This is a genomic window from Kitasatospora phosalacinea (assembly GCF_000716545.1).
GTDB lineage: Bacteria > Actinomycetota > Actinomycetes > Streptomycetales > Streptomycetaceae > Kitasatospora > Kitasatospora phosalacinea.
Window position 1 is genome coordinate 39,737 of the sequence record NZ_JNWZ01000002.1, and the last position, 22,361, is coordinate 62,097.

Annotated in this window: 20 protein-coding genes; 9 read left to right on the plus strand and 11 right to left on the minus strand. The window is 75.3% G+C overall.

Annotation, left to right across the window (positions count from 1 at the left end):
• Positions 1 to 18 precede the first annotated feature (18 nt).
• On the minus strand, positions 19 to 1,134 hold the full coding sequence (locus OO48_RS01325) for a magnesium and cobalt transport protein CorA (protein ID WP_033211952.1): 1,116 nt from the start codon (positions 1,132 to 1,134) through the stop codon (positions 19 to 21).
• A 437-nt stretch (positions 1,135 to 1,571) separates the two neighbouring features.
• Between OO48_RS01325 and OO48_RS01330 the strand changes: the two genes are divergently transcribed.
• Positions 1,572 to 2,216: a suppressor of fused domain protein gene (locus tag OO48_RS01330; protein ID WP_245194483.1), complete on the plus strand. Its 645-nt coding sequence runs from the start codon at positions 1,572 to 1,574 to the stop codon at positions 2,214 to 2,216.
• Between the two features lie 16 nt (positions 2,217 to 2,232).
• Here the strand turns inward: OO48_RS01330 and OO48_RS01335 are convergent, their stop codons facing one another.
• From OO48_RS01335 to OO48_RS01350, 5 genes are all read right to left on the minus strand, one after another.
• A complete protein-coding gene (locus tag OO48_RS01335) occupies positions 2,233 to 3,081 on the minus strand; it encodes a PHP domain-containing protein (RefSeq protein ID WP_033211954.1) in 849 nt (282 codons plus the stop codon).
• A 67-nt stretch (positions 3,082 to 3,148) separates the two neighbouring features.
• Positions 3,149 to 3,787 (minus strand): DUF6758 family protein, encoded by a 639-nt coding sequence (locus OO48_RS01340; RefSeq protein WP_033211956.1) that lies wholly within the window; start codon positions 3,785 to 3,787, stop codon positions 3,149 to 3,151.
• A gap of 250 nt (positions 3,788 to 4,037) precedes the next feature.
• Entirely contained in the window at positions 4,038 to 4,181 is a 144-nt protein-coding gene (locus OO48_RS38770) for a hypothetical protein (RefSeq protein WP_167346413.1), read from the minus strand.
• Positions 4,182 to 4,607: 426 nt separating this feature from the next.
• Entirely contained in the window at positions 4,608 to 5,450 is an 843-nt protein-coding gene (locus OO48_RS01345) for an alpha/beta fold hydrolase (RefSeq protein WP_033211958.1), read from the minus strand.
• 148 nt (positions 5,451 to 5,598) lie between these two features.
• Positions 5,599 to 8,010 carry a DEAD/DEAH box helicase gene (locus OO48_RS01350; protein ID WP_033211959.1) on the minus strand — a complete coding sequence of 804 codons (2,412 nt, stop codon included), beginning with the start codon at positions 8,008 to 8,010 and terminating at the stop codon, positions 5,599 to 5,601.
• Between the two features lie 575 nt (positions 8,011 to 8,585).
• On the opposite strand from OO48_RS01350, the gene OO48_RS01355 reads away from it, so the two are divergent.
• A complete protein-coding gene (locus tag OO48_RS01355) occupies positions 8,586 to 9,311 on the plus strand; it encodes a ferritin-like fold-containing protein (RefSeq protein ID WP_033211961.1) in 726 nt (241 codons plus the stop codon).
• Between the two features lie 4 nt (positions 9,312 to 9,315).
• Here OO48_RS01355 and OO48_RS01360 read toward each other — a convergent pair whose 3' ends face one another.
• The 3 genes from OO48_RS01360 to OO48_RS01370 form a co-directional block, all read right to left on the minus strand.
• A complete protein-coding gene (locus OO48_RS01360) occupies positions 9,316 to 9,591 on the minus strand; it encodes a hypothetical protein (RefSeq protein ID WP_033211962.1) in 276 nt (91 codons plus the stop codon).
• A gap of 121 nt (positions 9,592 to 9,712) precedes the next feature.
• Positions 9,713 to 9,940, minus strand: coding sequence for a DUF3107 domain-containing protein (locus OO48_RS01365; RefSeq protein ID WP_030459953.1), 228 nt, complete (start codon positions 9,938 to 9,940; stop codon positions 9,713 to 9,715).
• A gap of 141 nt (positions 9,941 to 10,081) precedes the next feature.
• Positions 10,082 to 10,738 carry a TetR/AcrR family transcriptional regulator gene (locus tag OO48_RS01370; RefSeq protein WP_033211965.1) on the minus strand — a complete coding sequence of 219 codons (657 nt, stop codon included), beginning with the start codon at positions 10,736 to 10,738 and terminating at the stop codon, positions 10,082 to 10,084.
• 231 nt (positions 10,739 to 10,969) lie between these two features.
• Between OO48_RS01370 and OO48_RS01375 the strand changes: the two genes are divergently transcribed.
• From OO48_RS01375 to moeZ, 5 genes are all read left to right on the plus strand, one after another.
• On the plus strand, positions 10,970 to 11,887 hold the full coding sequence (locus OO48_RS01375) for an alpha/beta fold hydrolase (RefSeq protein WP_033211966.1): 918 nt from the start codon (positions 10,970 to 10,972) through the stop codon (positions 11,885 to 11,887).
• Between the two features lie 297 nt (positions 11,888 to 12,184).
• Positions 12,185 to 13,774: a DUF3492 domain-containing protein gene (locus OO48_RS01380; RefSeq protein ID WP_051731599.1), complete on the plus strand. Its 1,590-nt coding sequence runs from the start codon at positions 12,185 to 12,187 to the stop codon at positions 13,772 to 13,774.
• Positions 13,771 to 14,763: a hypothetical protein gene (locus OO48_RS01385; protein WP_051731600.1), complete on the plus strand. Its 993-nt coding sequence runs from the start codon at positions 13,771 to 13,773 to the stop codon at positions 14,761 to 14,763. The genes OO48_RS01380 and OO48_RS01385 overlap by 4 nt, the downstream gene beginning before the upstream one ends.
• A gap of 144 nt (positions 14,764 to 14,907) precedes the next feature.
• A complete protein-coding gene (locus tag OO48_RS01390; RefSeq protein ID WP_033211967.1) occupies positions 14,908 to 15,852 on the plus strand; it encodes an NAD-dependent epimerase/dehydratase family protein in 945 nt (314 codons plus the stop codon).
• 162 nt (positions 15,853 to 16,014) lie between these two features.
• Positions 16,015 to 17,193: an adenylyltransferase/sulfurtransferase MoeZ gene (gene moeZ / locus OO48_RS01395; protein WP_033211968.1), complete on the plus strand. Its 1,179-nt coding sequence runs from the start codon at positions 16,015 to 16,017 to the stop codon at positions 17,191 to 17,193.
• 81 nt (positions 17,194 to 17,274) lie between these two features.
• Here the strand turns inward: moeZ and OO48_RS01400 are convergent, their stop codons facing one another.
• Complete coding sequence (locus tag OO48_RS01400) at positions 17,275 to 17,979, minus strand: TetR/AcrR family transcriptional regulator (RefSeq protein ID WP_033211969.1); 705 nt, start codon at positions 17,977 to 17,979, stop codon at positions 17,275 to 17,277.
• 153 nt (positions 17,980 to 18,132) lie between these two features.
• Here OO48_RS01400 and OO48_RS01405 point away from each other — a divergent pair, with 153 nt between their 5' ends.
• Positions 18,133 to 19,044, plus strand: coding sequence for an NAD-dependent epimerase/dehydratase family protein (locus OO48_RS01405; RefSeq protein ID WP_033211970.1), 912 nt, complete (start codon positions 18,133 to 18,135; stop codon positions 19,042 to 19,044).
• 21 nt (positions 19,045 to 19,065) lie between these two features.
• On the opposite strand, the gene OO48_RS01410 is transcribed toward OO48_RS01405, so the two are convergent.
• Complete coding sequence (locus tag OO48_RS01410; RefSeq protein WP_245194484.1) at positions 19,066 to 21,825, minus strand: lysylphosphatidylglycerol synthase transmembrane domain-containing protein; 2,760 nt, start codon at positions 21,823 to 21,825, stop codon at positions 19,066 to 19,068.
• A gap of 142 nt (positions 21,826 to 21,967) precedes the next feature.
• Here OO48_RS01410 and OO48_RS01415 point away from each other — a divergent pair, with 142 nt between their 5' ends.
• Positions 21,968 to 22,297 carry an MGMT family protein gene (locus OO48_RS01415; RefSeq protein WP_081951845.1) on the plus strand — a complete coding sequence of 110 codons (330 nt, stop codon included), beginning with the start codon at positions 21,968 to 21,970 and terminating at the stop codon, positions 22,295 to 22,297.
• Positions 22,298 to 22,361: the final 64 nt, after the last annotated feature.

Here is a 22,361-nt window from a genome sequence, read left to right on the forward strand (position 1 = left end):
GCCCCGCCCGGCGGGCGGTCACAGCCAGCCGTTGCGGCGGAAGCCCCGGTACATGCCGACGCAGATCACCACGATCGCGCCGAGCACGGTCGGGTAGCCGTACGTCGACTTCAGCTCCGGCATGTTCTCGAAGTTCATCCCGTACACACCGGTGATCATGGTGGGGACGGCGAAGATCGCGGCCCAGGCGGTGATCTTGCGCATGTCCTCGTTCTGGGCGACCGAGACCTGCGCCAGGTTGGCCTGGAGCAGCGAGTTCAGCAGCTCGTCGAAGCCGTGCACCTGCTCGCTGACCCGGGCCAGGTGGTCGGCGACGTCCCGGAAGTACTTCTGCATGTCGAGGTCGACCAGCCGCGCGGTCGGCTCGGACAGCTGCAGCATCGGCCGCAGCAGCGGGGTGACGGCCCGCTTGAACTCCAGCACCTCGCGCTTGAGCTGGTAGACCCGGCCGACGTCGGTGCCGCGGCCGCCCTTGTTGGCGAACACGTCGTACTCGATCTCGTCCACGTCGTTCTGCAGCCGGTCGGCCACCAGCAGGTAGTTGTCCACCACGTGGTCGGCGATGGCGTGCAGCACGGCGGCCGGGCCCTTGGCGAGCAGGCCGGTGCCCTCGGAGTCGGCCTCCAGGCGGTGCCGCAGCTCGCGCAGCGAGGAGTGCGCGCCGTGCCGGACGGTGATCACGAAGTCCGGGCCGGCGAAGACCATCAGCTCGCCGGTCTCGACCACCTCGCTGGTCGGGGTGAGCTGCTCGTGCTCGACGTAGCGGACGGTCTTGAACACCGCGAACAGCATGCCGTCGTACCGCTCGACCTTGGGGCGCTGGTGCGCGTGCACCGCGTCCTCCACGGCCAGCGGGTGCAGGCCGAAGCGCTGCGCGATGCCCTCGAACTCGGCCTCGGTCGGCTCGTGCAGGCCGATCCAGCTGAACGAGCCGGGCCCCATCTGGTGCGCCGCCTTCACCTGCCGGGCGGCCTCGCGCGGGCTGCAGGTCTCGCCGGTCCGCTTGCCCTGCTGGTAGACGGCGCAGTCCACCACCGCGGACGGGGTGTCGCCGGGCTTCGACTCGAACGCGTCGCCGACCCGGCGGCGGGCTGGACGGACGACGGCGGCGCGCAGGTTGTGCATCATCGACATGGCGCGGGCTCCCTAGGGCCGGACCGGCGCGCCCCGGGACATACCGGGGGAACGCGACGGCGGAAAACACCGGTGGACACGCCAGGGCCGAAGTACTGTCAGAAAGCCGTTCGCTGGGCGGGTTTCGTCGGATCAGCCCCGGGGAAGGTGCTCTCTCGGCCGCGCGCGACGCTGCGGGGTGGGCCCGGTCAGCCGCGCGGGCGGCGGTCCGGGGTGGGCCGGAGAGAGCTTCCGGTACTGCATGGTCGACTGCTGTCCACCGTGACCACCTCCTCCACGCCGGGGCCCGCGCGGGGGCCGTCGCGGCCTTGGTTCGCATCCACAAGGCCGACCGCTCACATTAACAGCTCTTCCCGGAGCCGCGCCGGGCATTCGCCGTCCGCCGGGTAAAGGTCGCGCCAAGGTTCGGGGCGGCGCGCCCGCGCTAAGGTCGCCGCATGGCGCACGACTTCCCTCACTTCGGCGACTTCTCGCAACCGGACGGCCCCGCGGGCCCGACCCGGCAGACCGTCCTCACCCTGATCGAGGCCCGGTTGACCGGCGCCTTCGGCGACCCCACCGGCCGGGCCGCCGTCACCTTCGTCGGCGCGGACCGGATCGAGGTGCTGCGCTTCGGCCCCGACGCCGACGGCCTGGTCCGGTACGCGACGCTCGGCATGGCCGCCGCCCCGATGGCCGACCCGACCTCCGCGGTCGCCGACCCGGTGCGCGGCCCGCGCGCCGAACTGGTGCTGACCGTCCGCGGCGGCCGCGACGAGGTGCACAGGGCGCTCGCGGTGTTCGCCGCCACCCCGCAGGTCGAGGGCCTGGTGGTGGCCCCGGGCGGCTCGCTCGACCTCGGCTCCCCGCTGTGGGCCGGCGCCCCGTTCACCTCGGTGCTGGCCGCCGAGCCCGGCGGCCTGGTCGCGGACCTCGAACTCCCCGCCCCCGCCGACCCGGTGCGTTTCCTGCCGCTGCTGCCGATGACCCCCAACGAGGCCGCCTTCAAGCGCGTCCAGGGCGCCGAGGCGCTCCAGGAGCGCTGGCTGAAGCACGGCACCGACCTGCGCGACCCCGCCCGCCGGGGCGTCCCGCTGGACTGAGGCCGCCCGGCGGGCATCAGCCGGTGATCGGCGCCGCCCCCGTCGCCTGCGCGAGCAGCTGCTCGTACGCGGCCGGGTCGGTGGTGTGCTCGCCGAGCCGGACGGTCTTGCGGCTGCCGTGGTAGTCACTGGAGCCGGTGGTGAACAGCCCCAACTCGGCCGCCAGGCCGCGCAGTCGGGCCCTGGTCTCCTCGTCGTGGTCGACGTGGTCGACCTCCAGCCCGCCCAGCCCGGCCGCCGCCAGGTCGGCGATCACCTCGTCCGGCACCGTCCGCCCGCGCTTCACCGCGCCCGGGTGCGCGAACACCGGCACCCCGCCCGCCGCCCGCACCAGCCGGACCGCCGCCACCGGGTCGGTCTCGTGCTTGCGGACGTCGGCCCGGCCGCCGTTGGCCAGCCACTCGGGCGTGAACGCGTCCGAGACGGTCGCCACCACGCCCGCCTCCACCAGCGCCGAGGCGATGTGCGGACGCCCCACCGAGCCGGCGCCCGCGATCCGCTCCACCTGCTCCCAGCTGATCGGCGCCCCCAGCTCCCGGCAGCGCTCCACGACCGCCCGCCCGCGCCGGAAGCGGTCGGTGCGGACCAGCTCCCGCTCGGCCGCGAAGGCCGGCTCCGCCGGGTCGAACAGGTACGCCAGCAGGTGCATGCTGACGCCGTCCACCTGGCAGGACAGTTCCGCCCCCGGCACCAGCACCAGCCCCGTCCCGGCCACCGCGGCCGCCGCCTCCCCGTACCCGGACACCGTGTCGTGGTCGGTCAGCGCCACCACGTCCAGCCCGGCCGCGACCGCGTTGGCGACCAGCTCGGCCGGGGAGTCGGTGCCGTCGGAGGCGTTGCTGTGGGCGTGCAGATCGATGCGCATGCCGCCCAGGATAGGGAGCCCGCCACGGCGGGGCGGCGGACGGGCCGTCGGGGCCGGGCGGCCGGGTTCAGCCCAGCAGGCGCGGGGAGAGCGCCCCGCAGGGCAGCAGGCCGAGCTCGGCCCCCGCGTCCCGCAGGTCGGTCAGCACCAGTTCGTCGTGCATCAGCAGCGCCGACTGCTCCGGCCAGGCGATCGCCCACAGCCACAGGCCGCGCGCCTCGCCGACGTACACCGCGCGGTCGTCCGGCGCGCCCGGCACGTGGAACATCGGGGTCGGCCGGCCCGCCGCCATCAGCTTGGCGTCGGCCGGCTTGTACAGCGCCACCGAATCGCCCGGGTCCGGCCCGTCCAGCCCGGCGTAGCGGGCGCCCAGGCCGATGCCCAGTTCCTCGGCGACCAGCACCAGCTCGCCGAACCCGCCCAGCGGGGCCGGCCCCGAGCAGGCGACGGCGGTCGCCCGGGCGCCCGACAGGTCGTCACCGGCGTGCGCGATCCCGGTGAACAGCCAGCCCACCGGCAGCGGCCAGGGCAGCCAGACCGGCACCTGCGAGCGGTTCACCGCCACGTTCAGGGCCTCGATGCTGGGGGGCAGCACCGGCTGCATCGGGTGCACGGCGCCGTGCAGATCGCACTGCCAGGTGTCGGAGAAGAGGCCGGGGGCGCGGACCCGACCGGCGCACCTCGGGCAGCTTGGCTCGCCCCTCATAACCGACAACGGTCCTCCCTCCGGACTGCTGCGTCAAGGACGATCACCCGTAAGGAGTGCGTCACGAGCCGCCCCGGCGACGGCCCGGGTCCGGCAGAGGTGATGTCCCGCCGGGAGCCCCGTCAAACCCCCGCAGGTGGCGCCCCCCGAACACACTGACGCCCCGTCGTCCCAGGAGGGTCTCCTGCGGTGACGGGGCGTCAGCCGGGTATCGGAACGTCGGACGACTCGGAGGTGCGTCCGCGTTCGCTCACACGGCCTTGCACGGCCGGATGTACAGGCGTTCGCCGGTCTGTGCGGCGGCCTTCAGGTACTCGGAGACGGTCTCCGCGTCGGCGATCAGCCGATCGGCCTCCGTCCCCGCGTGATCCAGGCGCAGGATCTCGAAACGCATGGGCCTCTCCCTTCCCGTCCTCGGGGTCCGAGGCGGACTCGGCCGACGATCGGCCACCAGGCGGTGGTTCGTCGGCGTTGGCTGGGTCGGACGTCCGGCAGGTGCGGTCACCCGTCGCTCCCCCCACTCTCAGGCAGGACTCGTTCAGCGGCACTTTTCCTTGCGGCACTGGAGGGAGGCTGTGGTGCCCCGATGACTCACTGTGCCGCGACGCTGCTTCCCGGCGATTGCCCGCCGGTAAATCCGTGGTTTCGGCGGTCGGAGGAGGGTGCGGCCGCCGGAGGGTGTTCATCCCGGACAAAATCAAATATTACCCGAGCTAACGATTTTTGTCGCGTGAAAACCGGGGCCGACTTCCGGGCGGACGCCGGGGAGCCCGCCCGTGGCCGGAACCGGGCCGCGGAATCCGGTGCGCCGCGGGCCCGCTCAGGCCGACCAGAACGCGGCCAGCGCCGCCGCCGTCTCGCCCGGTCGCTCCGCGTTGGGGGAGTGGCCCGCGCCGGGCACCACCAGCCGGGCCGCGCCCAGCCGGGCCGCCATCTCGGACTGCTCACCGACCGGCCACGCGTAGTCCCGTTCCCCGGACAGCACCAGCGTCGGCAGGCCCACCGCCGCCAGCTCGTCCACCCGGTCCGGCGCCGACACCAGGTGCGCGGCCGCCGCCCGCAGCCCCTGCGGGCGGTTCGCCACCCAGCGGCGGTGCAGGAACTCCGCGATCTCCGGGTCCAGCGGCGGCACCCGCTCGCCCTCCAGCTGCTGCATCACCTGCCAGATCGACTCCAGGTCCATCGAGTCCAGCGCCTCCAGCAGCATCGCCGTCCGCGCCGCCTCCGCCGGATCGATCGCCCCCGGCCCGGTCGACAGCAGGGTCAGCGACCGCCACGGCAGGTCCTCCGGATCCGCGAGCACCGCCTCGCGCACCACCTGCCCCCCGAACGAGTGCCCCAGCAGGTGCACCGGCCCCGCCACCCCCAGGCCGGCCGTCACCGCCCGCACGTCCGCCCCCAGCGCCCGGACGGTGTACGCCGCCGGATCCTCCGGGCCGCCGGACTCGTACTGGCCGCGCTGGTCCACCGCGACGGTCCGGAAACCCGCCTCCGCGAGCGGCTCCAGCAGCGCGATGAAGTCTTCCTTGCTCCCGGTGAACCCCGGCACCAGCACCGCCGTCCCCCGCACCGCCCCCGCCGGCTCCCCCCACAGCGCGGCCAACCCGGCCACGCGGACCGCCCGCGCGCACGACGGCAACTTCAAGAACGGCGGCGTACTCATCCGCTGCGGCCCCTCATCTCCAGGTCACCCGAGGTCTCGGGGCCACCCTACGGCGGAGGACGCCTCCGGCACGGGAGGCCACGGGCGCGCGGGAACGCCGCAGGGGAGGGACGACGTGGTGTCGTCCCTCCCCTGCGGGGTGGTGCGGTTACTGCTCGACGGCCTTGCGGGTCCGGCGCGGGGCCGGGATCTCGTCGGCGGTGGCAGCCTTCCTGGCGGTGCGCTTGCGCGGGGCCGGGGCTTCCTCGGCGGGGGTCTCCACCGTGGCGGCCACGGCCTTCTTGGTGGTGCGCTTGCGCGGGGCCGGAGCCTCGGGGGTCTCCTCGATGGCGGCGGCCTTCTTGGTGGCGCGCTTGCGGGGAGCCGGGGCTTCCTCGGCGGGGGTCTCCACCGTGGCGGGGGCGGCCTTCTTGGCGGTGCGCTTGCGCGGGGCCGGGGCTTCCTCGGCGGGGGTCTCCACTGCGGCGGCCACGGCCTTCTTGGTGGTGCGCTTGCGCGGGGCCGGAGCCTCGGGGGTCTCCTCGGTGGCGGCGGCCTTCTTGGTGGCGCGCTTGCGGGGAGCCGGGGCTTCCTCGGCCGGGGTCTCCACCGTGGCGGCCACGGCCTTCTTGGCGGTGCGCTTGCGCGGGGCCGGGGCGGCGGCGGTCTCCTCGGCGGGAGCCTCGGTGGCCACGGGGGCCTCCACCACGGCGGGGGCCTCCACCGGGGCGGGGGCGGCCTTCTTGGCGGTCCGCTTGCGCGGGGCCGGGGCGGCGGCCTCCTCGGCGGGGGCCACCAGGGAGGTGACCGGCTTGCGGAGGGTCCGCTGCTGCGGCGTCCGGGAGCGGATGACCGGCTCGGCGGCGACCGGCTCGGCGACGGCCGGGGCCGGGGCCTCGGTGGCCGTCTCCACGACCGGGGCCGACTCCACGGCCTTGCGGGTGCGCTTGCGCGGGGTGCGGGCCGGCGCCTCGGCGGCCGGGGCCTCCGCGACGGGGGCGGGCGCGGCGGCCGGTGCCTCGACCGCCGCCTGGGTGGCGGCGGCCTCGACGGTCGCGGACGCGCCGCCCTGGCGGTTGCGGCTGCGGCGGCGCGGGCTGCGGCCCTCCACCGGGGCGTCCGCGGTGCCGGTGCCGGTGCCGGCCGAGGCCGGTCGCGGCTGCTCGACCTGCTGCACCGTCTCGGGCGCGACGGCCGCCTCGGTGCTGCCGCCGCGGGTGCGGCGGCGCTCGCGGGAGCGGCGGGACGGGCGCTCGGCGGGAGCCGGGCTCTCGGGGGCGCCGCCCCGGCCGCCGCGGGCATCCCGGCCGTCACGTCCCTCACGACCGTCACGCCCCTCGCGGGCGTCCCGGGTGTCACGTCCGACGCGGCCTCGGCCGCCGCGGCCGCCGGTCTCGCCGAGGTCCTCGACCTCCTCCGCGGCCAGGCCGGCCCGGGTGCGCTCGGAGCGCGGCAGGACGCCCTTGGTGCCGGGGGCGATGCGCAGCAGCTCGTAGAGGTGCGGCGAGCTGGAGTAGGTCTCCTCCGGGTCGTTGAAGGGCAGGTCCAGCGCCTTGTTGATGAGCTGCCAGCGCGGGATGTCGTCCCAGTCGACCAGGGTGACGGCGGTGCCCGAGGCGCCGGCCCGGCCGGTGCGGCCGATCCGGTGCAGGTAGGTCTTCTCGTCGTCGGTGCACTGGTAGTTGATGACGTGCGTGACGCCCTCGACGTCGATGCCGCGGGCGGCGACGTCGGTGCAGACCAGGACGTCGACCTTGCCGTTGCGGAAGGCGCGCAGCGCCTGCTCGCGGGCGCCCTGGCCGAGGTCGCCGTGGACCGCGCCGGCCGCGAAGCCGCGCTTGGTGAGCTGCTCGGCGACGTCGGCGGCGGTGCGCTTGGTGCGGCAGAAGATCATCGCCAGACCGCGGCCGTCGGCCTGCAGGATCCGGGAGACCATCTCGACCTTGTCGAGCGAGTGCGCACGGAAGATGTGCTGCTCGATGTTGGCGACGGTGGCGCCGGTGTCGTCCGGGGCGGCGGCGCGGATGTGGGTGGGCTGGCTCATGTACCGGCGGGCCAGCGAGATGACCTGGCCGGGCATGGTGGCCGAGAAGAGCAGGGTCTGCCGCTTGGCGGGCAGCATGGTGATGATCTTCTCGACGTCCGGCAGGAAGCCGAGGTCGAGCATCTCGTCGGCCTCGTCCAGCACCAGCGCGCGGACCTTGGACAGGTCGAGCTTGCGCTGCCCGGCCAGGTCGAGCAGGCGGCCGGGGGTGCCGACCACGATGTCCACGCCCTTCTTCAGGGCCTCGACCTGCGGTTCGTACGCGCGGCCGCCGTACACGGCCAGCACGCGGACGTCGCGGACCTTGCCGGCGGTCTGCAGGTCGTTGGTGACCTGGGTGCACAGCTCGCGGGTGGGGACGACGATGAGCGCCTGCGGGCCGTCGGAGAGTTGCTCGGCGGTGGCCCGGCCGGCGGCGACGTCGGCCTTGACCACGACCCGCTCGATCAGCGGGAGGCCGAAGCCGAGGGTCTTGCCGGTGCCGGTCTTGGCCTGGCCGATGACGTCGTGGCCGCTCAGCGCGACCGGCAGGGTCATCTCCTGGATCGGGAACGGGTGGACGATGCCGACGGCCTCCAGGGCCTCGGCGGTCTCCGCGAGGATCCCGAGATCGCGGAAGGTGGACTTGATGGGTTCGGCGGTGGTGGACAGGGTGCTGCCTCTTCCGTGTGGAGGGCCGAGCCCGAACGCGACCTGCCGTACCCGGGCCGCCCCTGTGCGGGGCGCGTCGGGCGGGCGGCGCGGGGGGAGGGCGTCCCGTTGACGGGTCGTGCGGCGCGCTGTCGGCGCGATCCGCTGCGGCCCTCGCTCGGCCTGATGCGGTGCCTGGGCCCGAGGCTCGGGCCAGGTCGGAGCCGATCGGGTCTCCGACCGGGCATCCGCGTACGTGAGCGCCGGGTGCTGCACCGGGCGGCGGGAAGCCGCCGGGCACGACCACGCGGCCTACCGTTGACGGACGGGCCGCGCCGGCTCTACACCTGGCCTCACCACCTACCATACAGTCAAGCGACGACTCGAACACGTGACGGTCGCTACTCCGACCGGCCGCGCCTGGGTGGCGGGAGCCCCGAGGGCGTCCCGCCGGGCCCGCCGGGCGGTCTAAGGTCAGTGCCATGGAGACTCCGGAACCCGGTGACGAGCTCACCGACTCGATCGGGCCCTGGGCGGCCCGGGCCGCCGACCCGCAGTACCGGGCGGCCGTGCTGGACCTGCTCGGCGCGCTCGCGTACGGCGAGCTGAGCGCCTTCGAACGGCTGGCCGAGGACGCCAAGTTCGCGCCCGGCATCGAGGAGAAGGCCGCGCTGGCCCGGATGGCCTCCGCCGAGTTCCAGCACTACCAGCTGCTGCACGACCGGCTGGCCGAGGTCGGAGCCGACCCGGTCGCCGTGATGGAGCCGTTCGTCGAGCCGCTGGAGAACTTCCACCGGATGACCGCCCCGTCCGACTGGCTGGAGGGCCTGGTCAAGGCGTACGTCGGCGACGCGATCGCCACCGACTTCTACCGCGAGGTGGCCGTCCGGCTCGACGACGACACCCGGGACCTGGTGCTGCGGGTGATGTCCGACACCGGGCACGCCGAGTTCGCGGTCGAGCGGGTGCGGCAGGCGATCGCGGAGGACCCGCGGGTCGGCGGACGGCTCGCGCTGTGGGGGCGGCGGCTGATGGGCGAGGCGCTCAGCCAGGCGCAGCGGGTGGTCGCCGAGCGCGACGCGCTGTCCAACCTGCTGGTCGGCGGGGCCCGGGTGCGCGGCTTCGACCTGGTCGAGGTCGGCAAGATGTTCAACCGGATCACCGAGACGCACACCAAGCGGATGGCCGCGCTGGGCCTGGCCTCCTGACGGCTCAGACGTGCCGGTGCCGGCCGCGCCGCCCGGGCCGCAGGTCGGGGCGGGCCGGCACCGTCACCATCAGGACCGACGCCGCGGCGGAGATCGCCAGCTGGACCGGCGGCGCGTGCCCGTCCATCACGTAGTGGCTGATCCGGCCGGCCACCACCGCGGCCACCAGCGCGGTGCCGACCGGCAGCGAACGCGGGCCCGGGTACAGGTCGGGCCGGAGCAGCAGGGCCCCCATTCCGACGGCCAGGCCGACCAGGACGGACGCGATCGTCTCCCACACGGCTGCCTCCCGGGGTGTGCGGCGCTGGGCAGCAGTGCGCCTACCCGCCCGGACCGGCCGGTACGCACGGCACGGCGCCCCGTCCCCCGGGCGGGGGGACGGGGCGCCGTGCCGTGCGGGCTCAGAGCGTGCCGAAACCGACCTTGCGGACGGACGGCTCGCCGATCTCGACGTACGCGAGGCGCTCGGCCGGAACCAGCACCCGGCGGCCGTGCTCGTCGACCAGGGTGAACAGCTTGCTGGTGCCGTCCAGGGCCTTGGCGACCGCGTCCGCGACCTCTTCGGCAGATTGCGCGCTCTCCAGGACGATCTCCCGGTTCGCGTTCTGCACCCCGATCTTGACCTCCACGGCTTCCGTCCCTCCGGTAGCTGGCCGCGCGCGCCCCGACCACCGTTCGCGGTGGGCGCGCCGTACGGGCATCACCTTAAGGCAGCAACCCGGCCGGGGGGCGAAGGTCGGGCGCCGGTCCGCTCAGGGCCGAATCCCGGTTCAGTCCGCCTGCTCGGCGGAACCCTCCTGCGCGGGGTGCATCGGGAAGCCCTTCAGGCCGCGCCAGGCCAGGCTGGCGACCAGCCGGACGGCCTCGTCGCGCGGGATCTCGCCGTCCTGGGTGAGCCAGTAGCGGGCGGTGATCTGGGCCAGGCCGCAGACGCCGACCGCGAGCAGCTTGGCCTCGGCCTCGGGGAGGTCGGTGTCCTCGGCGATCACCTTGGAGACCAGGGTGGCGCTCAGGTCGGTGGCCCGGTCGACCCGCTCGCGCACCGCCGGGTCGTTGGTCAGGTCCGACTCGAAGACCAGCCGGAACGCGCCGGACTCGCTGGAGACGTAGTGGAAGTACGCCTCCATGGTGGCCGCGACGCGCTGCTTGTTGTCGTTGGTCGCCTCCAGCGCGGCCCGGGTGCCGTCGACCAGGGCGTCGCAGTGCTTGTCGAGCAGCGCGAGGTAGAGCTCGAGCTTGCCCGGGAAGTGCTGGTAGAGCACCGGCTTGCTGACGCCGGCCCGCTCGGCGATGTCGTCCATGGCGGCGGCGTGGTAGCCCTGGGCGACGAACACCTCCTGGGCGGCTCCGAGCAGTTGTTCACGGCGGGCGCTTCGCGGCAGGCGGGCACCGCGCGGGCGCTCCTGCGCCTCCTGGATGGCCGTCACGGCGCTCCTCACTTCACGGTCTGCGTGGACTGGCGGGGTGATTGATTCTACTTTTCGGTAACCCGCACGCGCGCGGGTGAAGCCGAGTAAAGCGCACAACCGCCCTTGTCGGGACCCCACAATACGACCCGGACCCCCGCTGTCCACGGGTCGAGACGGGCTCGTGACGGGGGCAGTACGGGCCCGTGACCGGCCGTGGCGGCGGCCCCCGCGCTCACTACGATCGTGCCCATGAGCGCCTCCCCGCACCCCCTCGCCGCCCTGGAGCCGCACCGCACCGTCGAGGTGCCCGGGGCGGTGCTGGCCGTCAGCCGGCACTCCGAACCCCGCGACGGCCTGCCGCCCGCCCTGTTCGTGCACGGCCTCGGCGGCTCCGCCGACAACTGGCTCGAACTGCTCGACCTGCTCGCCGACGACGTCGACGGCGAGGCCGTCGACCTGCCCGGCTTCGGCTACTCCGCCCCGCCGCTGGACGGCAACCTGTCCGTCTCCGGGCACGTCCGCGCCGTCATCGGGTACCTGGAGGAGAGCGGTCGCGGGCCGGTCCACCTGTTCGGCAACTCGCTGGGCGGCGCGGTCGCCGTCCGGCTCGCGGCGCTCCGGCCCGACCTGGTGCGCAGCCTCACCCTGATCTCCCCGGCGCTGCCCGAGCTGCCCCCGCAGCGCACCGCCTGGTCCACCGGGCTGCTGGCCCTGCCCGGCGTCGCCGAACTCGTCCGCCGCCGCGGCCCGGCCGCCGACCCGGAGACGGCCACCGCCGACCTGCTCGGCCTGGTCTACGCCGACCCCGCGGGCATCCCCGCCCACCGCCGGGCCCGCGCGGTCGCCGAGTACCGCCGCCGCGCCGCCCTCCCGTACGCCCTGGGCGTGCTGGCCGGGTCCGCGCGCGGGATCGTCAGCGCGTACACCGAGCGCGGTGAGCAGTCGCTGTGGCGGCAGGCCGAGCAGGTCGCCGCGCCGGTGCTGCTGGTCTACGGGCTCAAGGACAAGCTGGTCTCCTACCGCTCCGCCCGGCGGGCCTGCGCCGCGTTCCGGGACGCCCGGCTGCTGGTGCTGCCCGACTCCGGGCACGTGGCGATGCTGGAGCACCCCGAGCCGGTCGCCCGCGCCGTGCGGGAGCTGCTCGCGGAGGCCGACCGGCGCGGCTGAGCCCGGTCCGAGCCGGGCGCACGCGGGGCGCACGGGACGCGAGGGGCGAAAACGGAGCGGGGACGCGCGAGGTCACGGGCGTTCACTCGATGGTGTGGCATGGCGGGCCGGGCCCCTAGGGGGCTCGGCCCGGCGCTCTACCGTCGTGTTGTCGGACCGAACAGGTGTGGGGGGCGAGACGGCGGGGGCGGCGGCCGCGGGGAGCGGGCGCCGGCCGGACGGCCGTCGAGCAACGGACGCACTCCCCTGTGTCGTAGGGCCGTGAACCCAGTGGAAACGCTCTGCTCTGGAGGCGTCGTGCGCATCGCTCTGCTCACCGAGAGCACCCTCACCAACGCGCAGCGTGGCGAAGGCGGTTGGTGCGGCCGCCTGGTCGACGGCCTGCCCGAGCACGAGTTCCGGCTCTACCGGCTGCTGCCCGCCGACCGCCCCGCCCCGCCCACCGGCGTCCGCGGCCTGCACGGCGTCCACGAACTGCCCATGTGGGGCCGCCGCCCCGGCGGGCGCGGGCCGACAGCGCTGCGCCGCCGGGCGTACACCAAGGCGTACGAGGAACTCGTCCGCGCCCTGGTGACGCCCGGCGAACGGGCCGGGTTCGGGCCCGCGCTGTACCGGCTGGCGGCGCTCGGGCGGGAGGACGAGGCGCTGCCCGCCTTCCTCGCCTCCGGCCACGCCCACCGCGCGCTGGAGCGGATCTGGCGGATGCCCGGCGCCGACACCGCCGGCGGCCAGCCGCTGGTGTGCGACGTGCTGGTCGCCGCCGACCTGCTGGAGCAGTGCCTGCGCCCGCTCTCCGCGCCCTGGTACGGCAGCGGCCCGGCCGGGCTCGGCGGCGCCGACCTGTGCCACGTGGTCGGCGGCGGGCCGGCCGCGCTGCCCGCGCTGGTCGCCCGCGAGGTGCACGGCGTCCCGTTCGTGGTCACCGAGCACGGCCTGCACCTGCGCGAGCAGTACCGCGGCTACCGCAGCGCCCCGTACCGCTGGCCGGTGCGCGCCCTGCTGCTGTCCTTCTTCCGGCAGCTCACCGAGGAGACCTACCGGCGGGCCGCCGTGCTCACCCCCGGCAGCGAGTACGACCGGCGGTGGCAGCAGCGCTGCGGCGGCGAGGCGGCCCGCACCCGGATCGTCCACGAGGGCACCGCCGCCACCGGGCGGCCCGCCGCCGGGGCCGAGCCCGAGGCGCCCACCCTGGTCTGGGCCGGCGCGCTGGAGCCCGGCCGCGACCCCGAACTGATGCTGCACGCCTTCGCCCGGGTCCGGGCCGAACTGCCCGCGGCCAGGCTGAAGGTGTACGGCGAGGAGGGAGCCCCCGGCTACCTCGCGCACTGCGCCGCGATCGCCGGGCGGCTCGGCGTCGGGGACGCCGTCGAGTTCGCGGGCCGGCCCGCCTCCCCGGCCGCGGCCTGGGAGTCCGGCAGCGCGGTGGTGTTCAGCGCGCTCGCCCAGCGCAGCCCCCGGCTGCTCGCCGACGCCATGCTCAGCGGACGGGCCGTGGTCTCCACCGAGGTCGGCGTCGCCCGCGAGGTGCTCGGCCCCACCGGCCTGCTGGTGCCGCCGCGCAGCCCGCGCGCCCTCGCCGCCGCCTGCCTCGCCCTGCTCACCGACCGCGAGCGCCGCTCCCGGCTCGGCCTGGCCGGCCGGCTGCGGGCGCAGGAACGCTTCGCCGTGGAACCCGTGGTCGGCGCCTTCCGCGAGATCTACCTCGACCTGGTCTCCCGCTACCCGGCCTTCCCGGCCCGGCCCGGCAGCCAGGCCCGGCCGTTCGCCCGGCCCGCCGAGTACTGGGTGGCCGGGCCGGTCGGCGGGGACGCCCGGGCCGACGGGGACGCCACGGTCGAGGAGCCCGCGCGCACCGCCGCCGGACCGGCCCTCGCGGAGGCGCTGTGACCGGCACCCCCGCGAGCGGCACGCCCGCCGACCCCGTACGCGAACTGCTGGACGCCAACCGCGAGTTGTGCGAACAGGCGGTCGACCCGCTGGAGATCGCCGCCGCCCTGGAGGACTCCGGCCTGGCCGCCGACGGCGCCGCCCGCTACCGGCACGCCGACGTGTTCGGCCTCGCCGAGGAGCTGTACGCCCGCGTCCCGCGCCGGCCGCCCGCCCGCGAACCGCTGCCCCCCGCCGAACCGCTGCGCGCCCTGCCGCTCGCCGCCCTGTACGGCGCCGGCGCCCACCTGCTGCCGCTGCTGCCCGCCACCGCGCCCGGCGGCCCGTCCGGCGGGGCGCTCGCCGTACTGCTCGGCGCGGGCGCCGGGGCCGGCGCCGACCTGCTGAGGGCGCGGTGCGGCCGGGGCGCGGACGGCCGGGACCGGACGGCGGACGCGGCGCCGGGGCGGGGGGCGGTCCCGTGGGCCGCGCTCGGCCGGGGCGCGGGCACCGGACTGCTGCTGGCCCTGCTCGCCGCCACCGACCCGGGCGCGGCGACCGCCGCCGCGATCGGCGGGGCGAGCGCCGCGGCGGTGGCGGCCTGGCTGCGCCGGTTCGGTCAGCGGCAGGGTGCGGCCGCCACGCTGGGGGAGTTCCGCTCCCGGCTGCGGTTCGCGCTGCCGCTGGCCGTGCTGGCGCAACTGGCCGCGCTCACCGGACTGGGCCGGGCCGTCGCCCGCGACACCCCCGCCACCGGATGGGCCGCGCTGCTGGTGCTCGGCACCCTGCCGCTGCTGGCCGCCGTGGTCCGCGACGCCGGGCGCCCGGGCGCGGCGGCGGTCGCCGTCCTCACCGCGGCGGCCGGCGCCGCCGTCCTGGCCCTGCCCGGCCCGGCCCACTGGCTGGGCGCCTCGCCGACCGGCGGCCTCGCGGCCACCGCCCTCGGCCCCGCCCTGCTGCTGGCCGGCTGCGCCTGGCCGCCCTCGACCAGACCGGGGGCGTACCGGTGAGGGCGGCCCCGCCGCCGCCGGTCCGGCGCCTTTGGCACCGCGCCGCCGGGCCGCTGCCGGGCGGGTGACGCGGGTGTTCCGGCTTGTCGATCAGATCTCGTTCCGCCCGGCGGGTGCCGGGCCTGATGGAAGGACTTGGGCCCGATGAGGGTGCTGCTGCTGGGGGCCGACGGGTTCATCGGCCGACGGGTGGCCGACCGGCTGCTGGCGGAGGAGGGGCTCCAGGTGACCGTGCTGGGGCGGGGCGATTCCGCCGACATCCGGTTCGACCTGGCCGCGGGGAGTCCGGGCGCGCTGGCCCGGTTCCTGGACGCGGTCGCCGCGCAGGTGGTGATCAACTGCGCGGGCGCCACGTACGGGACGTCGCGGAACCTGATCCGGTCGAACACGCTCGCGGTGGCGACGGTCTGCGAGGCGATCCGGCGCAGCCGGGAGCCGGCGCGGCTGGTGCACGTGGGTTCGGCGGCCGAGTACGGTCCGGCGCAGCCCGGCGGGCCGATCCCGGAGAGCGCGGAGCCGCGGCCGGTCGGCCCGTACGGGGTGTCGAAGCTGGCGGGCACCGAACTGGTGCTGAACTCCGGGCTGGACGCGCTGGTGCTGCGGGTGTTCGACGTGGTGGGGCCGGGGGCGCCGACGGCCTCGCTGTTCGGGCGGCTGGCCGAGGGGCTGCGGCGGGCGCTGGAGCAGGACGAGAACCAGGTGCGGATGCCCGACCTGTCCGGCTACCGGGACTTCGTGGACGTCCGGGACGTGGCGCGGGCGATCCAGGCGGCGGCGGTCTCGGCGGCCACCGGGGTGATCAACATCGGTTCCGGCCACGCCGTCCGGGCCCGGGACGCGGCGCACCTGCTGGTGCGGGCGTCCGGTTTCGAGGGCACCGTCACCGAGGACGCCCGGCAGGTGGTGCTGCCCGCCCAGCAGGCGAGCGCGGAGGGGCTGCGGGCGGTGGAGGCGCGGGCGGTGGTCGAGCCGGTGCAGTGGCGGCAGGCGGACGTCCGGACCGCCAGGGACCGTCTCGGATGGCGGACGCAGGTGCCGCTGGAGGAGTCGCTGGGGGACGTCTGGCTGGAGACGGCCTGCCGGGTGTGAACGCCGGAACGGCCAGGTCCGGGCCGGTGGTTGGCCCGGGATGGCGAAGTCTCGGCATCCGGTGCCGCGCATCTCACCCACTGGACCTGCTGTCTCGGAATACCCCGGGCACGTGACACTGTTGGCGTAGTCGAAGAGAACCTGACGACCATCGGAGTCCCCGTGTCGCTGCCACCCCTGGTCGAGCCCGCCGCCGAGCTCACCGTCGAAGAGGTCCGCCGGTACTCCCGCCACCTGATCATTCCCGACGTGGGCATGGACGGGCAGAAGCGGCTGAAGAACGCCAAGGTGCTGTGCGTCGGCGCCGGTGGCCTCGGGTCCCCGGCCCTGATGTACATGGCCGCCGCCGGTGTCGGCACGCTCGGCATCGTCGAGTTCGACACCGTCGACGAGTCGAACCTGCAGCGCCAGATCATCCACGGCCAGTCCGACATCGGCCGCTCCAAGGCCGAGTCCGCGCGCGACTCGGTCAAGGAGATCAACCCGCTGGTCGAGGTGGTCCTGCACGAGGAGCGCCTGGACAACGACAACGTGATGGAGATCTTCTCCGGCTACGACCTGATCGTCGACGGCACCGACAACTTCGCCACCCGGTACCTGGTGAACGACGCCGCGGTGCTGCTCGGCAAGCCGTACGTGTGGGGTTCGATCTACCGCTTCGACGGCCAGGCCAGCGTGTTCTGGGCCGAGCACGGCCCCTGCTACCGCTGCCTCTACCCGGAGGCCCCGCCGCCGGGCATGGTCCCGTCCTGCGCCGAGGGCGGCGTGCTGGGCGTGCTGTGCGCCTCGATCGGCTCGATCCAGGTCAACGAGGCCATCAAGCTGCTGGCCGGCATCGGCGAGCCACTGGTCGGCCGGCTGATGATCTACGACGCCCTGGAGATGCAGTACCGCTCGGTGAAGGTCCGCAAGGACCCGAACTGCGCCGTCTGCGGCGAGAACCCGACCGTCACCGAGCTGATCGACTACGAGTCGTTCTGCGGTGTCGTCTCGGAGGAGGCCTCCGCCGCGGCGCTCGGCTCCACGATCACCTCCAAGCAGCTCAAGGAGTGGATCGACAACGACGAGCCGATCGACATCATCGACGTCCGCGAGATCAACGAGTACGAGATCGTCTCGATCCCGGGCGCCCGCCTGATCCCGAAGAACGAGTTCCTGATGGGCAACGCCCTGCAGGACCTGCCGCAGGACAGGCGCATCGTGCTGCACTGCAAGACCGGTGTGCGCTCCGCCGAGGTCCTCGCGGTCCTCAAGTCCGCGGGCTTCGCGGACGCGGTGCACCTGGGCGGCGGCGTGATCGGCTGGGTCAACCAGATCGAGCCGGAGAAGCCCGTCTACTGACGGACGGGCGCGTGCGGGGCCGGGACCGCCCGGTCGGGGAACCACTCTCCGGCCGGGCGGTCCCGTGCGTTCTCCGCGCGGTCAGGGGGAGGCGAGGCCGAGCAGGGTGCCGGTGCGGTGCATCAGGTGGTCGAAGTACGCCTCCGGGTCGGTGGTGATCCGGGCGAGGTGGCCGAACAGTTCCAGGGCGAGCGCGCCCAGCAGGTCGCTCCAGGCGGCCAGCGCGGAGACCGCCAGGTGCTCGGGGGTGCCGGGGGGCAGCCGGTCCAGCAGCGGGGCGAGCGCGGCCCGGGCCGCGGCGGGGACGGCGGGGTCGCCGAGCGGGCGGTAGGCACCCGCGGCGGCGGCCTCCTGGAAGAGCCGGCCGATCAGCAGCGGCAGCCGGGTGCCGGGCCCGGTGGTGTCCTCGGGGGCGGTGTAGCCGGGCACGGGGGAGCCGTGGACCAGCGCGAACTCGTGCGGGTGGGCCAGCGCCCAGCCGCGGACGGCCCGGCAGACGGCCAGCCAGCGGCCCGCGTGGTCGGTGCCGTCGAACGGGTCCGCGGCGGCGGCCGCGGCGGCGCCCAGGGCGTCGTAGGCGTCCGCGATCAGGGCGGTCAGCAGGGCGTCCCGGCCCGGGTAGTAGCGGTACAGCGCGGAGGCGGAGACCAGGCCCACGTCCTTGGCCAGCGTGCGCATGGAGAGACCGGCGGGCCCGTGTTCGGCGAGGTGGCGGCGGGCGGCGTCCTTGATCTCGCGGGTGAACTCGGCGCGGACCCGCTCGCGGGGGGTGGGGGCCTTCGGCATGCCGGTCATCCTCCCAGCGGGCGAGAACGGGCGCAACATTCGGATACGTCGTTCTCGATGGAGAACACCGTTCTTGACAGGGGGTGCGGCGAGGCGCCAGGCTGGGGAGCGAGCGAGAACACCGTTCTCCCGGACTCCGAGCGGAGCGTTCCCATGAGCAAGCACCTGGTCGTCGGCGCCGGACCGGTCGGCTCCACCACCGCCCGGCTCCTCGCCGAGCGCGGCGAGGAGGTCGTGGTCGTCACCCGCACCGCCGCCACCGCCCACCCGCTCGACGGCGTCCGCCGCCTGCACCTGGACGCCGCCGACACCGACGCGCTCAGCGCCGCCGCGCAGGGCGCGACGGCGCTGTACAACTGCGCCAACCCGCCCTACCACCGTTGGACCGAGGTCTGGCCGCCGCTCGCCGCGTCCCTGCTGACCGCCGCCGAGCGCGCCGGCGCCGTGCTCGCCACCGTCTCCAACCTGTACGGCTACGGCGCGGTGGACGGCCCGATGAGCCCCGACAGCCCGCTGCGGCCCAACTCCGCCAAGGGCGGGGTCCGCGCCGCGATGTGGCGCGAGGCGCTCGCCGCGCACCGGGCCGGACGCGTCCGGGCCACCGAGGTCCGCGGCTCCGACTACCTGGGCCGCGGCGTGGTCGGCGCCCTCGACGGCCGGGCCTTCGGGCGCGCGCTGGCCGGCCGCACCGTCCAGGTCCTCGGCGACCCCGACGCCCCGCACAGCTGGACCTCCCCGGAGGACGCCGCCCGGCTGCTGGTCACCGCCGCCGCCGACGAACGCGCCTGGGGCCGCGCCTGGCACGTCCCGAGCAACCCGCCGCGCAGCCAGCGCCAGGTCGTCACCGACCTCTGCGCGGCCGCCGGGCGCCCCGCCCCCAAGGTCACCGCGATCCCCCGCCCGGTGCTGGCCCTGCTCGGCCTGGCCAACCCCACGGTCCGCGCCGTCCGCGAGACGGCGTACCAGTTCGAGCGGCCCTTCGTCATCGACGACACCGCGACCCGGGAGGCGTTCGGGCTGGCGCCGGTGCCGTGGGAACGGATCGTCGCCGAGCTGCTCCCGTAGCGGGCCCCGGCTCCGCGCCCGCTACAGGGCGCCCCTGCGCTGGAGGACGTTGTAGGCGACCCAGCCCGGGATGACCGGGAGCCAGAAGGTGAGCAGGCGGTAGAGGAAGACGGCGGGGGTGGCGGCGGTGGCGGGGACGCCGGCGACGGTGAGGGCGGTGATCAGGGCGATCTCGACGGGGCCGATGCCGCCGGGGGTGGGGACGGCGGAGCCGGCCGCGTTGGCGGTGAGGAAGACCACGGCGACGGCCGCGTAGGTGACGTTGGCGCCGCCGCCGAAGGCGTGCACGGAGGCGTCCAGGCAGGCGGTGAAGGAGAGGGTCAGCAGGAGGATGCCGCCGAAGCCGGTGACCAGCTTGCGGGGGGTCTGCATCAGGTCGAGCATCCGCGGGATGACGCCGAACAGCAGCGAGCGGACCCGGGTCACCACGAAGCGGCGCAGCGGGGCGACCGCGGCGACCACCAGGGCCAGGACGGCCGCGGTGAGGACGCCGATGATGACGGCCCGGGACGCGCCCAGGTCGCCGTTGGTCTGGGAGCCGGTGATCAGGCCGAAGGCGAACAGCAGCAGCAGGTGGCCGCCGAGGCCCGCGAGCTGGGAGGCGCCGACCGAGGCGACGGCCTGGACCGGGCGGATGCCGGCCTTCTGCAGGTAGCGGGTGTTCAGGGCGATGCCGCCGACCGCCGCCGGGGCGACCAGCTTGACGAAGGAGCCGGCCAGCTGGGCGGCCACCGTGCGCCAGAACGGGAGCCGCTCCGGGACGAAGCCGGTCAGGCTCATCGCGGCGGCCACGTACGAGAAGGCCGAGGCGGCCAGGGCGACCGCGGCCCAGGCCCAGTTCATCTGGGAGACCTTGAACTGGTCCGGCCGGATGGTGGTCAGGGCCAGGTAGGCGGCGAAGGCCAGCGCCACCACCATGATCAGGGTCTTCGGCTTGAGGCGTTCCAGCTTGGCGGGGGCCAGCGGGGCCTCGGGGGCGATCTGCAGGATCTGGGCGCGGATCCGGGCCAGCAGGTCCTCGCCGGCCCTGGCGATGTCCTCCTCGGCCTGCTGCTGGGTGCGCTCGCCGGCGGCGACCTGCTTGAGGGCGAGCGCCTGGGCGGCGGCCTTCCGCTCCTTGGTCATCCGCTGCAGGTCGCCGCGGGTCTGCCGGCTGAGGCCGACGGGCTGCAGCAGCGGCAGCGCCTCGGCGACCCGGGTCGGGCCGAGGACGCCGGTGGCGGTGGCCACCGCGCGCTCCGGGCCGATCCGCAGGGCGAAGGTGGTGAGCAGCTGGGCGACGTCGATGCGCAGGGTCAGGTCGCCGGCCGCGATGTCGCCGCCGGAGAGGTTGACCAGGCAGCCGGTGCGCTCGTCGACCACCAGCAGGGATTCGCCGGTGAGCCGGCGGTGGGCGATCCGGCGCTCGTGCAGGGTGGAGACGGAGGCCCAGAACGAGGCCATCACCGCGTCGGTGACCTCCTCGTCGGCCAGGTCGTCGAGCGTCCGGCCGGCCACGTTCTCGTACACCAGGATCGCGGCGTCCGGGCCCAGTTCCGAGGTGGCGACCAGCTGCGGGGCGCCGGCCCCGGAGGCGGCCGCCGCGTACGCGATCAGGGCTTCCTGTTCGAGGGCCTGGCGCAGCGACTGGGGGCTGCGGCGGACGGCGACGGAGCGCAGCCGCAGCCGGCGCCAGGCGCGGTAGAAGAAGCCGGAGGCCTGCTGCTCGCGGTCGATGATGTGGACGTCGAGCAGCGGGCCGGTCTGCTGGGTGACCAGGTAGCGGCGGGTGCCACCGGGCGCGGGCGGGGCCAGGTGCGCGGCGGACGGGGCGAAGCCGACCTTGCGCAGGCCGATCATCAGGTGCTGCCCGGTGGGGCGGATGTTCGGCGAGCCGATCGCGTACAGCGTGCCGTAGGCCACCGACCAGCCGATCAGCACGGTCAGCACCAGGGACAGCGGGGTGGTGTTGCCGTTGATCAGCTCGGCCGTGCCGGAGAGGACCACCACCACCCACAGGGCGACCCGCCAGCGCGGTCGGCTCGACATGCCGACCGCCGTCATGTAGGCGATCACCGGCGCCAGGTAGCCGTGCACCGGGTCGGTGAGCGTCTCGCCGCCGCCCGGCGGGAACTGGGTCAGCGCGTTGCGGATCTCCTCGGGCGCGCCGGCCGCCACCCACCAGTCGACGCCCAGCGAGACGCCGTACGCCAGCACCGAGGCGAGCACGCCGTCCGCGACCCGCAGGCCGTCGCGCTTGATCAGCCGCTCGACGGCGAAGGCCAGCGGCACGGTGAGCACCGCGATGGAGGAGACCAGAGCGGAGATCTTGGACAGCACGCCGGGGATCCGGTCGGCGTTGACCGTGATGTCCTTCTCGATGCCGGTGGTGGTGGAGACCGCCACCTGCGCCAGCACGAACACCAGGATGATCAGGAGCAGCCCGCCCAGGAACTTCAGCAGGTCGGACGGGCGGTGTGCGCGGGGGGCGAGCAGCGGCTCGTCGACGGCCAGGTACTCGCCGGCCGGCTCCTCGGCCGGCCGGCCGGGCTCCGGCCCGGTTCCGTGCTGTGGCTCCGGTTCCGGCCCGTGCTCCGGTCCCGGCGCGGCCGGTTCCGGCGGGTCCGCGTCCGGTGGCCGGTCCGGCCCGCCGCCCGGCGGCAGCTGTGCGGCCACCGTTCCCTCCCCCGTGTGGTGCGCGTCCCGTCGCCGGTGGCGCAGGTCGACCGGCCGCCGGGCGGAACCGTCGGTGGCGGGCTGCTCGGAGCCCTCGTCCACGTTCAATTCGGCCGTCCCGGTCATCTGGTCTTCATCCTCGTGTGTCGCACTGCCCCGAAGATGCTGCCATGCCCGCCACCCGGGTGCGGTCCAGGGGCGGCATCCCGCGCGCCGGGTCGCCCGCACGGGGTGCTGGAAATCGACCGGATGGGGAAGAATGCGGCGGATGACCGACTCCGAGGACGTTCCCGGGATCCCGCCGTACGCCGAGGCCGTGCTCGACCTCGCCGAGCGCATCCCGCCCGGGAGGGTGATGACGTACGGGGACGTCGCCGAGTACCTGGGCCGCGGCGGCCCCCGGCAGGTCGGCCGGGTGATGGCGCTGTACGGGGCGCCGGTGCCCTGGTGGCGGGTGATCCGGGCGGACGGGCGGCCGCTGCCCGGCCACGAGCACCGCGCGCTGCCCGAGTACCGGGCCGAGGGTACCCCGCTGCGCACCGTCGGCGGCGAGCCGCGGGTGGACCTGCGGGCCGCCCGCTGGGACGGCGCGTCCTGACCGGTCGCCGACCGGGGGGTGCGCCGGAGGGGTCTGTGGGTGCACCATCGTAGGCTCGTCGCGG

Coding starts and splice junctions, on each gene's coding strand:
- OO48_RS01325 (WP_033211952.1), bottom strand. CDS start 1,134: ATGTCGATGATGCACAACCTGCGCGCCGCCGTCGTCCGTCCAGCCCGC.
- OO48_RS01330 (WP_245194483.1), top strand. CDS start 1,572: ATGGCGCACGACTTCCCTCACTTCGGCGACTTCTCGCAACCGGACGGC.
- OO48_RS01335 (WP_033211954.1), bottom strand. CDS start 3,081: ATGCGCATCGATCTGCACGCCCACAGCAACGCCTCCGACGGCACCGAC.
- OO48_RS01340 (WP_033211956.1), bottom strand. CDS start 3,787: ATGAGGGGCGAGCCAAGCTGCCCGAGGTGCGCCGGTCGGGTCCGCGCC.
- OO48_RS38770 (WP_167346413.1), bottom strand. CDS start 4,181: ATGCGTTTCGAGATCCTGCGCCTGGATCACGCGGGGACGGAGGCCGAT.
- OO48_RS01345 (WP_033211958.1), bottom strand. CDS start 5,450: ATGAGTACGCCGCCGTTCTTGAAGTTGCCGTCGTGCGCGCGGGCGGTC.
- OO48_RS01350 (WP_033211959.1), bottom strand. CDS start 8,010: ATGACCCTGCCGGTCGCGCTGAGCGGCCACGACGTCATCGGCCAGGCC.
- OO48_RS01355 (WP_033211961.1), top strand. CDS start 8,586: ATGGAGACTCCGGAACCCGGTGACGAGCTCACCGACTCGATCGGGCCC.
- OO48_RS01375 (WP_033211966.1), top strand. CDS start 10,970: ATGAGCGCCTCCCCGCACCCCCTCGCCGCCCTGGAGCCGCACCGCACC.
- OO48_RS01390 (WP_033211967.1), top strand. CDS start 14,908: ATGAGGGTGCTGCTGCTGGGGGCCGACGGGTTCATCGGCCGACGGGTG.
- OO48_RS01400 (WP_033211969.1), bottom strand. CDS start 17,979: ATGCCGAAGGCCCCCACCCCCCGCGAGCGGGTCCGCGCCGAGTTCACC.
- OO48_RS01405 (WP_033211970.1), top strand. CDS start 18,133: ATGAGCAAGCACCTGGTCGTCGGCGCCGGACCGGTCGGCTCCACCACC.
- OO48_RS01410 (WP_245194484.1), bottom strand. CDS start 21,825: ATGACCGGGACGGCCGAATTGAACGTGGACGAGGGCTCCGAGCAGCCC.
- OO48_RS01415 (WP_081951845.1), top strand. CDS start 21,968: ATGACCGACTCCGAGGACGTTCCCGGGATCCCGCCGTACGCCGAGGCC.